Annotated in this window: 11 protein-coding genes, 1 other RNA gene and 1 pseudogene; 8 read left to right on the top strand and 5 right to left on the bottom strand. The window is 42.1% G+C overall.

The genetic code is table 11. The features are described 5' to 3' along the window. The first annotated feature begins 73 nt into the window (after window positions 1-73). From ssrA to nuoK, 5 genes are all read left to right on the top strand, one after another. Window positions 74-464: a transfer-messenger RNA gene (gene ssrA / locus QUA47_RS12605) on the top strand. Between the two features lie 494 nt (window positions 465-958). After that, window positions 959-2,077: an NADH-quinone oxidoreductase subunit NuoH gene (gene nuoH / locus QUA47_RS12600; protein ID WP_333285199.1), complete on the top strand. Its 1,119-nt coding sequence runs from the start codon at window positions 959-961 to the stop codon at window positions 2,075-2,077. 102 nt (window positions 2,078-2,179) lie between these two features. Next, window positions 2,180-2,755, top strand: coding sequence for an NAD(P)H-quinone oxidoreductase subunit I (ndhI, locus tag QUA47_RS12595; protein ID WP_333430988.1), 576 nt, complete (start codon window positions 2,180-2,182; stop codon window positions 2,753-2,755). 178 nt (window positions 2,756-2,933) lie between these two features. Then, a complete protein-coding gene (locus QUA47_RS12590) occupies window positions 2,934-3,557 on the top strand; it encodes an NADH-quinone oxidoreductase subunit J (protein WP_333285197.1) in 624 nt (207 codons plus the stop codon). Between the two features lie 193 nt (window positions 3,558-3,750). Beyond that, window positions 3,751-4,056, top strand: a complete 306-nt coding sequence (gene nuoK, locus QUA47_RS12585; RefSeq protein WP_199292736.1) for an NADH-quinone oxidoreductase subunit NuoK — start codon at window positions 3,751-3,753, stop codon at window positions 4,054-4,056. Window positions 4,057-4,147: 91 nt separating this feature from the next. On the opposite strand, the gene folB is transcribed toward nuoK, so the two are convergent. Beyond that, window positions 4,148-4,504: a dihydroneopterin aldolase gene (gene folB / locus QUA47_RS12580; protein ID WP_190662829.1), complete on the bottom strand. Its 357-nt coding sequence runs from the start codon at window positions 4,502-4,504 to the stop codon at window positions 4,148-4,150. 153 nt (window positions 4,505-4,657) lie between these two features. After that, window positions 4,658-6,025, bottom strand: coding sequence for a serine/threonine-protein kinase (locus QUA47_RS12575; protein ID WP_333430987.1), 1,368 nt, complete (start codon window positions 6,023-6,025; stop codon window positions 4,658-4,660). A gap of 301 nt (window positions 6,026-6,326) precedes the next feature. Here QUA47_RS12575 and tcmP point away from each other — a divergent pair, with 301 nt between their 5' ends. Then, a complete protein-coding gene (tcmP, locus tag QUA47_RS12570) occupies window positions 6,327-7,643 on the top strand; it encodes a three-Cys-motif partner protein TcmP (protein ID WP_333430986.1) in 1,317 nt (438 codons plus the stop codon). 46 nt (window positions 7,644-7,689) lie between these two features. Then, window positions 7,690-8,715: a radical SAM protein gene (locus QUA47_RS12565; protein ID WP_333430985.1), complete on the top strand. Its 1,026-nt coding sequence runs from the start codon at window positions 7,690-7,692 to the stop codon at window positions 8,713-8,715. Here QUA47_RS12565 and QUA47_RS12560 read toward each other — a convergent pair. Beyond that, complete coding sequence (locus QUA47_RS12560; RefSeq protein WP_333430984.1) at window positions 8,700-9,983, bottom strand: glutamate-5-semialdehyde dehydrogenase; 1,284 nt, start codon at window positions 9,981-9,983, stop codon at window positions 8,700-8,702. The two genes, QUA47_RS12565 and QUA47_RS12560, sit on opposite strands and share 16 nt — an antisense overlap. Before the next feature lie 343 nt (window positions 9,984-10,326). Between QUA47_RS12560 and QUA47_RS12555 the strand changes: the two genes are divergently transcribed. Further along, window positions 10,327-10,590, top strand: a complete 264-nt coding sequence (locus QUA47_RS12555; protein ID WP_333430983.1) for a hypothetical protein — start codon at window positions 10,327-10,329, stop codon at window positions 10,588-10,590. Between the two features lie 295 nt (window positions 10,591-10,885). Here the strand turns inward: QUA47_RS12555 and QUA47_RS12550 are convergent, their stop codons facing one another. Together QUA47_RS12550 and QUA47_RS12540 are read right to left on the bottom strand one after the other, a co-directional pair. Then, window positions 10,886-11,473, bottom strand: a complete 588-nt coding sequence (locus QUA47_RS12550) for an acyltransferase (RefSeq protein WP_333430982.1) — start codon at window positions 11,471-11,473, stop codon at window positions 10,886-10,888. A gap of 289 nt (window positions 11,474-11,762) precedes the next feature. Beyond that, window positions 11,763-12,014, bottom strand: a pseudogene (locus QUA47_RS12540) (glutamate-5-semialdehyde dehydrogenase); the annotation flags it as partial. Window positions 12,015-12,579 lie beyond the last annotated feature (565 nt).

The raw sequence follows: 12,579 nt of genomic DNA, 5'->3' as shown, positions 1-12,579 counted from the left end.
AAAATCGAAAATCCAAAATCTAAAATCTAGTTGACGCAACACGAAATATTGTCTATGATTAAAGAACACACGAGGGGCTGTAATGGTTTCGACAGGGTGGCGAAAGCTGCTCCGTGATGCAGGTCGAGAGGGAGTCTACTCTCGTTAATATCGGCTCAAAAAAAATAGTAAATGCGAACAACATCGTTCCTTTCGCTCGCAAAGCCGTAGCTGTAGCCTAAAAACTTCTTGAGCTTGGTTTAGAGTGTATGCGACCTCACTCCGTTAACGGTAGCATAACAACCCCCAACGGATGCCCTAGCTAAACGTTTCTAGTCGGCTAGCTAGGAAAGCAATCACTAGAAAATCCCCCCATTTGGGATAAAGATGGTTCCCGCCCTGAGGATTAGAAGGGATAAACCTGTGAACGATCGGAAGGTAAATACCCGCTTTGGACGGCAGTTCGATTCTGCCCAGTTCCATAAAAAAAGTGACGTAAAATCAATGGTTTAAGCCATTTGAAAGTTACTTTAAAGCATTAAAAGGGCCCAGAGTTAACTCTGGGCCCTTTTGTTTGGCATTCAATGTTCAATCTAAAACCTAAAATCTAAAATCTAAAATAGATTAGCTCGATCGACTAAGTAAAAATACATAAATTATATCAAATCCGTTAGCATCGGAATAGTAAATTCGAGTTCACTGTTGACGGTTGACTGTTCACGGCGTCAACAGTCAACAGTCAACAGTCAACCGTCAACATCATTCCGGTGTAACCGGAAATGATATTACCAACCCATTAGCTACGCTGCGGGCTCATATAATTAGAACTTCACCCTGTCTGTGCGTTCTTGGAGCCTGTCGGGCGATATACTATTAGGCGGTAAAGCATTAAAAATCTTTACAAAGACCCCGATTTCTAAGCCTACTCCTACGAAGGACGGGTGAAAAATTATATGCTGACCGCTCAAAAGCTGGACAAATGAACCCAGGAATTGACTTACAAGGAAGTTTCGTAGAAGCCCTCATGAATTTGGGCTTACCGGCGGACATCGCCCAAGTGCTTTGGCTACCGCTGCCGATGTTGCTGATGATTGTCGCTGCCGTTTTCGGGGTACTCACTAGCGTCTGGCTGGAACGGAAAATTTCCGCCGCCGCTCAACAGCGGGTAGGCCCGGAATTTATCGGCCCTCTGGGAGTGCTAGCACCCGTTGCTGACGGTCTGAAGTTGGTATTCAAAGAAGACATTGTACCGGCAAAAGCTGACGCGCTGCTATTTACCCTAGGCCCGGTAATTGTGGTGATTCCAGTTTTTCTCTCCTACTTAATCGTGCCCTTCGGAGAGCATATGCTGATCGCCGATATGGGGACAGCGATATTTCTGTGGATTGCCCTGTCTAGCATTCAGCCGATCGGCTTGCTGATGTCCGGCTATGCTTCAAACAACAAATACGCCCTCCTCGGAGGACTCAGAGCCGCAGCTCAATCCCTCAGCTACGAAATTCCCCTAGCTTTGGCAGTATTGGCAGTCGTGATGATGTCCAATAGCCTCAGTACGATCGACATCGTACACCAGCAAACCGGCTACGGCATTGTCGGCTGGAATATCTGGCGGCAACCAGCAGGTTTCCTGATTTTCTGGATCTCCGCACTAGCAGAATGCGAACGGTTGCCCTTTGACCTCCCGGAAGCAGAAGAAGAATTGGTAGCAGGATATCAGACGGAGTACACAGGCATGAAATTTGCTTTGTACTATATCGCTTCCTACGTTAACCTCGTCCTTTCTTGCCTCCTAGTAGCAGTTTTGTACCTCGGCGGCTGGGAATCCCCGATTCCTGTCGAAGTGCTGACAAATGCGCTGGGATTGAGCGAGACGACTCCTTGGTTGCAGGTAATTACTGGCTTGCTGGGCATTACAATGACCATGTTGAAAGCCTACTTTTTCCTGTTTCTGGCAGTTCTGCTCCGCTGGACTCTGCCGCGAGTTCGGATCGACCAATTGCTAGATTTGGGATGGAAGTTTTTGCTGCCCGTTGCTTTAGTTAATTTGCTATTGACCGCAGCTTTGAAGCTTGCCTTTCCCTTTGCTTTTGGCGGTTAATTGATAATAGGTAAATGGCAACAGCTAAAAAAAATAGCTGTTAACCAATTACCTATTATCAATTAGCTATTACCAAAAACTCAAGTACAGAGAGAGAACACCATGTTAAAATTCCTCAATCAAGTAGGCGAATACGCCAAAGAAAGTTTTCAAGCTGCTAAGTATATCGGTCAAGGTCTAGGTGTTACTTTTGACCACATGAGACGCCGCCCGATTACGGTGCAGTATCCTTACGAAAAATTAATTCCTTCCGAACGTTTTAGGGGCAGAATTCACTTTGAATTTGACAAGTGCATCTCCTGCGAAGTTTGCGTTCGGGTATGTCCGATCAACTTACCTGTAGTGGATTGGGAATTTAACAAAGAAACCAAGAAGAAACAACTCAAGCACTACAGTATCGATTTCGGTGTTTGTATCTTCTGTGGCAACTGCGTAGAATATTGTCCGACTAATTGTTTGTCGATGACAGAAGAATATGAGTTAGCCACCTACGAGCGCCACGAATTGAATTTTGACAACGTGGCCCTCGGACGTTTGCCCTACAAGGTTACAGATGACCCGATGGTGACACCGATGCGGGAATTCGCTTACTTGCCGAAAGGTGTGATCGACCCCCATGAAGTTTCCTACACCGATCGCCGCGCCGGTCTGCGTCCAGAGGAAATTATCGAAAAGTAGGTAATGGGGCATGGGGCATGGGGCATGGGGCATAGTTAGTAATTAGTGATGAGTGGTTACTTGTTAGTAGTTTTTCTAATAACTAAATAACTACTAACAAATGCCCAATGCCCAATGCCCAATGTCCTCATGCCCAATTACCAATTCCCAATTACCAATTACCAAAGGATAAAAAATTGTGAATCTAGCTGAAGGGGTTCAAATTGTTTCATTTGGCATACTGTCCGTAATGATGATTGGAGGAGCACTAGGAGTAGTGCTGTTATCCAACATCGTTTACTCAGCTTTTTTGCTGTGCGGCGTATTTACCAGCATTGCCGGCTTGTACTTGTTGCTGAATGCCGACTTTGTAGCAGCAGCGCAGGTATTGATTTATGTTGGCGCTGTTAACGTCTTGATTTTGTTTGCGATTATGTTGGTGAACAAGCGAGAAGATTTCCGCATAATTCCCAACGCTTGGGTGCGTCAAGTAGCAACAGCAGTAGTTTGCGTAGGCTTGTTTGCGCTTTTGGGTACGATGGTGGTGTCTACTCCTTGGGCTATTGTGGCAACGACAGGAGCACCGGCAGAAAGTTCGATCGTCACGATCGCCAAACATTTCTTCACCGACTTTTTGCTGCCTTTCGAGTTAGCATCAGTGTTTTTGTTGATGGCAATGGTGGGAGCAATTGTCTTGGCGCGCCGCGATTTTTTCCCGGATGAACTGTCAAAGAAGCTATCCGAAACACCTGCTTTGAGTTTGCCGGAAAGACCTCGCGAATTAGTTTCTGCCGGAGATGTGTCTTCGCCAGAATCTAAATAAAAGTAGTTAGTCTAAATGATTCGTACATTTAAGGTAGGGGCAATTTACCCGTGGTTGCCCCGCTCGGAGGTAGGTACCTATCACTACCCCTAGTGTATGAATGATTTAGACACGCTACAGTAGGGTGTTCACTGCACCTATCTCTCTGTCTTGTAGTAATGTTGATTGAGAAAGACTCAAAAAATTTATGCAACTGCAACTCCAGTATTTCCTGTTATTAGCCGCCGCACTTTTCTGTATTGGTATTTACGGTTTGATTACCAGCCGAAATGCAGTGCGCGTGTTGATGTCGATCGAGTTGATGCTGAATGCTGTCAATCTCAATTTGATGGGTTTCTCCAATTATCTCGACCCTGTACAAGTTAAGGGCCAAGTATTTACCGTGTTTGTAGTTACGGTAGCGGCGGCTGAAGCTGCGGTGGGTTTGGCAATAGTTTTGGCGATTTATCGCAACCGCAATACCGTAGACATGGAAGAATTTAACTTGCTGAAGTGGTAATTAATCAATAGTCATCAGTCATCAGTCATCAGTCATTAGCGATAAACTAATGCAGATTAAAGACTGATGACTAAGGACTAAGAACTAATGACTAATGACTTCTAGTAATTTCTAGAGTAATTCTACCCCCGAAATCAGGGATGGGGGCAGCAGGTTTCGAGAGTTGTAGTTTAACTTTTTCCACTAACGGTAGTTCTAAAAGCGCTTGAGCAATAGTATCTGCTAGGCGTTCGATTAATAAAAATTTCGACTCTTGGACTAGCTTTTGAATCAGAGTAATTGCGCTGCGGTAATCAAGAGTATGTTGAATATCATCACTTTTTCCAGCTTGCGATAAATCCAGCCAGAGAGTAACATCCACTTCAAACCACTGTCCCAAAACTTGCTCTTCAGGCAGATAGCCCGTATATCCGTAGCAGCGAATTCCTGTAAGTTGAATAGAATCCATTTTGCAATAAACTAAAAGTGCGTTGTCTATACCAATTTGTATTAAACCAGATAAAGTTCTCTTTCTCTTCCCTCTCTTTTTTTGCCCTTTTCCTTCTCCCTCTGCGCTCTTTGCGCCCTCTGCGGTTCAATCACTCTTATTCTCTCTTAAATTTCACAACTCTCCTCCTTTCTCCAACTTGTCGAGTAAATCCTCAGCAACTTCATACCATTTCTGCCTAATTTCAGCATCTTCTGGCTTTTCTGTCAAGCTGCGCCCTTGTAATTCGGGATATTTATTGTAATATAATTCATCCACTTTTTGATAGAAAATATCTTGATTAATATTGAGATTTTTGCGCCGTTTACCAATCTTTTCTTGACGAATTATTTCAGCTTGCTCTAAGGATGTATCGGGAGGTTGCTGGCGCGAAGTAAATTTAGGTAAATCCGGCAACTTGGGCAACGTGAAACCAGATTTGACTACACTAAAAGCTAACATTCCTGGCACCAAAACGACACTTAAACTCCCTAAGATTTTCCAAGGAATTAAGTTGAATGTGTTGTTGTTATTAACCAGTTGAGGATTTTGGTGAACAGGAGTATGATTGCTGGTAGCAGTTTGAGTGGTGTTTTTGAAAGGGCGGCCGACAAAGTTCATTGTCACCATTTGGGAAATTATACTGCCAATTTGAGATAGTTTTGGATCTTTGAGTGCTTCGCGGACTGCTTTTGCAGATTGGTAGCGATCGCCCGGTTGTTCTGCTAACATCCGATCCAATACGCTGGCTAAATTTGGGCTGACACTGACGTGCGATCGCCAATCCCAAGTTTTATTATTGATATCGTACAATTTTTGAGGCTTTTTGCCGCTTAACAGTACCAAAGCCGTGACGGCTAAAGCGTACAAATCGCTAGCAGCAGAAACTTTCCCCAGTCGTATTTGTTCTGCCGGCGAATAACCCTGTTTCCCGATCGCCGTATCCGATTGTCCGTTAAACTGAACTACGGCATTGGCTGCGATTTGTTTGACAGAACCGAAATCAATTAAAAATGGTAGTTTGTCAGCATCATGCTGAATAATATTATCCGGGGAAATATCGCGGTGAATTAAATTTTTCGAGTGGATGTATTCTAAAACTGGTAAAAGCTGAAATAGCAGTTGAGTCACTTCGGCTTCGGTAAAATTTTTACCTTCCTGCTGGCGCGATATCAATATTTCTTCGTAGGTTTGACCCTTGATATAATCTTGCACTAAAAATAAAGATGGATTCCCCCCCAAATCCGTTCGCAGGAGTTCTCGAAACCTTGGAATTTGCGGGTGTTGGAGGTGGTAAAGCATACTCGCTTCGCGATCGAACAATTCGGCAGCTTTGGGGCTGTGAACAACCGGAGAAAACTCTTTGAGTACGCAAGATTCGTTGTAGCGGTTGATGTCTTCGGCGAGGTAAGTGCGCCCGAAGCCACCGCGGCCTAATTCGCGGAGAATGCGGTAGCGTTTTTCGAGAGTCGAACCGGGGGCGAGGAGGGAGGAGTTAGACATAAACCACGGCAAATTGTTCGAGTTGGGGAGTCGCCGAGCACAGTATAGCTTATTGTAGCTAAGTTTGTTTGAATGTCAGGGCGATCGCCGGATTTAGCCCCAGATTCCTGCACAACTTCAGCTAATTATGTCAATCTTATCTGATTGACACACTAGACTTTGTAGCTTGATTCAGGAACGAATTGACCCGAAATTTAAGAAAGCTAACACTTTTTATTGAGGTAGTTGCACCTGGTCAACCTATCTGGTAATATTTGATAAATAAGTTATGTCACTAATTTTATTTCATCAGATAATCAACATGAGTGATTCAAAGCCAAAATGGAGTGCAGACGGAAGTAATATTCCAACAATAGATCCTCATACTAAATCCAAACATCAAATTATCGAAAAATATATTGAAAACCTCATATATACACTTTATGAAAAAACTCGTTTTGGAGAAACTACATTTACTTTTATAGATGGCTTTTGTGGGGGCGGTATGTATAAAGATGGTAGTGATGAATGGGAAGGTTCTCCTATTAAAATTATAAAAGCTGTAAGAAAAGCACATCAAAAATCCAAACGAATTTATTCACAACCATTAAATGTAAAATTTATTTTTATAGATAGTAAAAAATCGCACCTGAGTTGTCTCAAAAGTTATTCAATGATTAAAGCGAATTTAGGAGAATTAGTTGACGAACAACCGCATACATTTAATGAGGGTTATGGAGATAGGATAGAGGAATGTGAATTTCTACAGGGAGAATTTGAAAATTTAGTAAAATCATGTATTTTTACAGTTGAAACTCGTAGAGGTCATTCTTTCTTTTTGCTAGATCCATTTGGTTGGACAGATGTTTCAATGGGAACTATTAGAGACTTAAATAATCTCAGGGGTTCGGAAATTTTATATACTTACATGATTTCTTATATCAAAAGATTTCTTCTTGAAAGATACACAACACTGAAATCTGCTTTTGAAGAAGTTCTTGAAGCAGATGGATATTATGAAGAAGCCAACTTAGAAGACACAAGCATGGGAGAACAGTGTTATTTGAGAGACCAAACTGTCAAGCTCTTTATTGAAAGAGGTAAATCCGAATATGTTTTTACTTTTGCACTGATTCCTAAAGGAGAAAGTAATGTATTATACTATCTACTGCATCTTTCTAAGAACTTAACAGCATTGGAAGTTATCAAAGATTGCTTTGATTTAGAGAACAATCTAGATTATCAATACCATTATGAAATATATGGATATGGACTTAAAACTGCTGATTATTATAATCAAAATCAAATTTCTCTCCAATTGAATATCACCAAAGATAGTTATGAAGTTTGTATGGATAAGTTAGATCGAGATGTGGGAAATTTAATCAGAAAAAATCCCGAAGGTATTTCTTTTGGAGAAATAAAGAAAAGAACAATGGTACTTAATCCAGCTAACCGAAGGCTCTATAATGAATATATCAACAGATATATTGATGATAAAGAAATAGAAGTTTGGAGAAAGGATAAGTTATTAAGCGGTAAGCGAGTCAAGTTGCAAAAAAATGATATAATAAAACTACCCCAAAAATATCAAATTTCATTATTTTATAAGAGTAAGTTTTTTACATCTGATTCCTAAATAACTAAGCTCCAGAAACTCTCACAACCATAAACAGAGGCATATAATGTCTATCGTCAAAGGCACAGAAAAAATTGTCAATCCACTGCAAGAGAGTGCGCTTAATAAGAAGGGACTATGCGACTATGTAATTAACGTAGCCTCTGGTTGTCTGCACGGGTGTACCTTTTGTTATGTACCCTCAACGCCAGCAATTAGGACAAAGCAAGCACAACTGCGGGAAAGGGGAGTAAGCAATCCTCAAATGGACTGGGGACAGTATCTTTTTGTTCGTGAAGATATACCCGAGTTACTAGAAAAAAACCTAAGTCGCAAAAAGTCTTGGCGCGAGACGCCAGAAGGAAAAGGAGTAGTTTTATTGTGTTCGGGTACTGACCCATATCAAAACCAGCAAACGGCAAATATAACTCGCAAGACCGTCGAGGTTCTATTAAAATATAACAAAAGAGTCAGAATTCTAACTCGTGGTTTATTGTGGGTAAACGATCTCGAAATTCTCAAAAATCCTAATGTGACAGTTGGCATGAGTTTGCCATACCTAGATGATGACGAGCTGATTCGCAAGATAGAACCTCAATCACCTCCACCTTCTAAACGCTATGAAGCTTTGCTAAAAGGTCATGAAGCTGGATGTAGATTGTATGTTGCAATGGCTCCCACTCCTCCTACCATGACATTAGAGGACTTTAAAAGATATCTAGAGAAAATCATGAATGTGAATCCAGAGGTTATTTTTTGGGAACCCATTAATGCTCGCGGGACTAATGGTAAGCGAATGACAGCAGCAGGTTTAGATTTTGCTCATTCAATTATGACTAGAAAATCATGGGCAGAATGTTTTAGCAAACAATGGGAATATATTGAAGAAGCAGCGAAAGATGTGGGGTGTGAAGAGCGACTACACATTTGGCCAGATCCCGAACTAAGAGGATATGTGGATGAAGCTAAACTAGAGCGTTGGTTGTATAAACCGACAGTAGAAAAGTGGGATAGTCTCACAGCTTTACGGACTAAGGGAAAATCTAGTAGCACCAAGGACAAGAATTACTCAAATGCTTACAAATCCCGATGAGTAAACCCCTTCGCATCCTTCCCTACATAACTCGCGGCCACATGACCATCTCCAACAACTCGATACTTATAGGTAATCAACCCCTCTAAACCGACAGGCCCGCGAGGCGGCATTTGCTGCGTGCTAATCCCCACTTCTGCACCGAAGCCGTAGCGGAAACCGTCGGCAAATCGAGTCGAACAATTGTGATAAACTCCCGCCGCATCTACTCCATTTAAAAAAGTTTCGGCGGCTTGGCTGTCTTCGGTAACAATAACATCTGTGTGTCTGGAACCGTAAGTATTGATATGGTTAATTGCCTCTTCCACAGAATCTACTATTTTGATTGACAAAATCAAATCGCTGTATTCTGTACACCAATCGGTTTCTGTCGCTTCGGCAATATTTTCGAGGATGGCGCGAGTTTTTTCGTCTCCCCGCAATTCAACTTTTTTCTGCTGCAAAGCTGCGGCAACAGCGGGCAGGAATTTGGGGGCGATCGCACTGTGAACTAACAAGGTTTCAATGGCATTGCAGGCTGCTGGATACTGAGTTTTTGCATCCACAGAAATCTCTACTGCTTTCTGAATATCCGCCGCTTTGTCTGCGTACAAATGACAAATTCCGTCGGCGTGTCCTAACACGGGAATTCGGGTATTTTCCTGCACGAACCGCACGAAGGAATTAGAACCTCTGGGAATAATCAAATCTACATATTCATCCATTTTGAGCAGTTCGATTGTTTCTTCCCGCGTGGTGAGCAACTGCACGACTTCTGGATTAACAGGAGTTTCTGCTAATGCTTGATGTATCACTTTTGTCAATATTTCGCAGGAACGGACTGCTTCTTTGCCGCCTTTGAGAATGACGCCGTTTCCCGATTTGATTGCCAAGGATACTATCTGAATTAAAGCTTCTGGGCGCGCTTCAAAAATAATGCCTAAAACGCCCAAAGGACAGGTGACGCGCTTCAGAATTAATCCTGTATCCAATTCACGGTGGATTTGCACGACACCGCTCGGCTCAGGGAGTTTCGCAACGTCGCGCACCCCCGCGATCGCACTTTTCAACTTGCTCTCATCCAACTTTAGGCGATCGTACAGCGGTTTCGCTATTCCATCCACCTCAGCAGCCTTGCAGTCAGCAGCATTCGCCGCCACAATATCCGGCGCAGCAGCTTCTAAAGCTTTTGCAATAGCTTCAATAGCTTGATTTTTGGCATCAGCGGACAAAACTGCCAATTTTCTAGCAGATACGCGCGTTTTTTGGGCAATTTCAATAATAGACATGGCGAGTAATTTAAATATTTTTGAGTTTTGAGTTTTGGGTTTTGAGTTTTGAATTGAATCCGCACAAATAAATTTCGGGGCGGTTTTCAGTCTTAACAATTCTAGAGGAACTTCTATATTTTTGTTGAAACCCCTTACAGCAATCCGCATTAACAGGTTAAAACAGTCAAGTATAGATAAAATCCCACGGTCATTTCCATTTGTCAATAACCTTTGGAGAGTATTATGTCATCTCACGCCCCTTTACGCAAGGCAGGGCGAGCCGCCAAAGCCGGCGTTAAACTGATACAGAGATGCGGGTTATACCTTCGGTTCTGATTTGAAATTGCAAGACTCAACGGGAATGATTTATCTGCGCTATGCTTCTGGTTTTGGGCCAATTGGTAATTTTCTGTTTGGCCTGAAACGGGTTAAAAGTTGGATGGGAATGGATGTTAGCGCTTTGGGTTGGTTCCCCCGGGGTGTGGCACCTTGGATGGATTTGATTCAGCTTGAAAGCGATAGCGGTACGGTGGTTAGTAGCTATCACCGCTTCTGGTCTTTTGTGATGGGTATAAATGCGAGATCGATCGGTATTGCACTTCTATTCGTGTTATTTCCAGCTTAAGATTTGATTGATTTATTTTAAAAATGTAAAATCGTCTTCTTTTAGATACCCGACTTCTTCAAGAAGTCGGGTATCTGGATATTGTGTTGTTTTCGGTGGGTTTACTTAAGATTAAGAAACCCGGTTTCAGAGAGTCAGAGTTCCTTCAGGACTGATTCTCAGTCAACACTTTATATCAATTCCGGTTACACCGGAATGATGGGGAGTGATCCGTGGGGGAATGTGGAATTATTGACCTTGACTTTATCATTCCCATGCAACCGGAAACGATATTAATTCCCCATACAACTGGTTATTAACCGACCGTTTGATCGGTATTGGAAGGGGGGGTAATTTTTTTGATAACTCTAGCAGGTATTCCAGCGACAATAGTATAAGGCGGTACATCCTTATTAACAAGAGAACAAGCAGCTACCACTGAATGTTCTCCAATTATACAAGGTCCAATAACAGTAACATTACTAGCCAGCCAAGCTCCCTCCTTAATGATTACGTCTTTTCCCAAACCCGGAACAGTTATCTGTCTTTCACGTCCGAATTTATTATAATCATGTGTTCCTGTTAACACTGCAACATGAAGTCCAAAAAATACATATTCTCCTATTTGGATAGTGCCAGAAATTGTGTTAAAAGTAGCATTGTTTACCACAGCGGTTTCAGCAATTTGCAAGCGTTCTTCATTTCCGTAAAGCAAGTATTTAAACAGGAAGCCTGTGTCCATGTATCTTGTGATAGCAAAATTTGCTATTTTGGCAAAAAATATATCGTAAATCTTAGTTACAACAAGTTTTATTATTTTTTTTATCATGGTAAAAATTCCTCTTTTACTATTAAATAAGGTTGAGCATTTCCCACACTTGCCAATCTTATGTTGATTAGACACAGATGGTAGTTGAGCGAGACGATCCGGGGATTTGAGATTTGGGATGCAAGAATTACGATTTGTGACATCATCTAAAATCGTAATTCTTTATTGATTAAGACTTTCCCGTGGCGAATCGAGCAACTGGCTTGCTCATCTTTGCGAGCGAGAATCTCTTGTTTAATCTTACCACTTTGATCCATCGGCGCAACTTCCATCGGACAAACCGAGTTTCAGTACTAACAACGGGTACATCCCCAAACGCCTTCCGTGCCTTGGTTGTATTTTTCCAGCCGATTTTCTGTATCGCAACGTCGCGCAGGCGTGCGATCGCACTTTTCAACTTGCTCTCATCCAACTTTAGGCGATCGTACAGCGGTTTCGCTATTCCATCCACCTCAGCAGCCTTGCAGTCAGCAGCATTCGCCGCCACAATATCCGGCGCAGCAGCTTCTAAAGCTTTTGCAATAGCTTCAATAGCTTGATTTTTGGCATCAGCGGACAAAACTGCCAATTTTCTAGCAGATACGCGCGTTTTTTGGGCAATTTCAATAATAGACATGGGAGGAATTTAAATATTTTTGAGTTTTGAGTTTTGGGTTTTGAGTTTTGAATTGAATCCGCACAAATAAATTTAGGGGCGGTTTTCAGTTTTAACAATTCTAGAGGAACTTCTATATTTTTGTTGAAACCCCTTACAGCAATCCGCATTAACAGGTTACAACAGTGAAGTATAGATAAAATCTCACGGTCATTTCCATTTGTCAATAACCTTTGGAGAGTATTATGTCATCTCATGCCCCTTTACGCAAGGCAGGACGAGCCACCAAAGCCGGCGTTAAACTGATACAGAAAACTGGCGGAAATCTCGTTTTAGCTTCCGGCGTCACCATCAGCCTGCTGTTTGGTATGGTGTTACAGCACTTCCGGATGTTATGAGGTACAATAAAATCGACTAAAAATAATATACCAATGAAAGCATACTCAGTAGATTTGCGATCCAAAATAGTAGCAGCCCATATCGAGCAGAAGCTGTCGATCAGAAAAACAGCAGAAATATTTGCCTGCAGTAAAAGCTTAGTTCAAAAACTTGTCAAGCAACAAAAAATCGACGGGAATTTACAGCC

Source organism: Microcoleus sp. MON2_D5 (assembly GCF_036701905.1).
Taxonomy (GTDB): domain Bacteria; phylum Cyanobacteriota; class Cyanobacteriia; order Cyanobacteriales; family Microcoleaceae; genus Microcoleus.
Note: the sequence above shows the minus strand (reverse complement) of the source record. Positions and strands in the feature narration are given on the sequence as shown.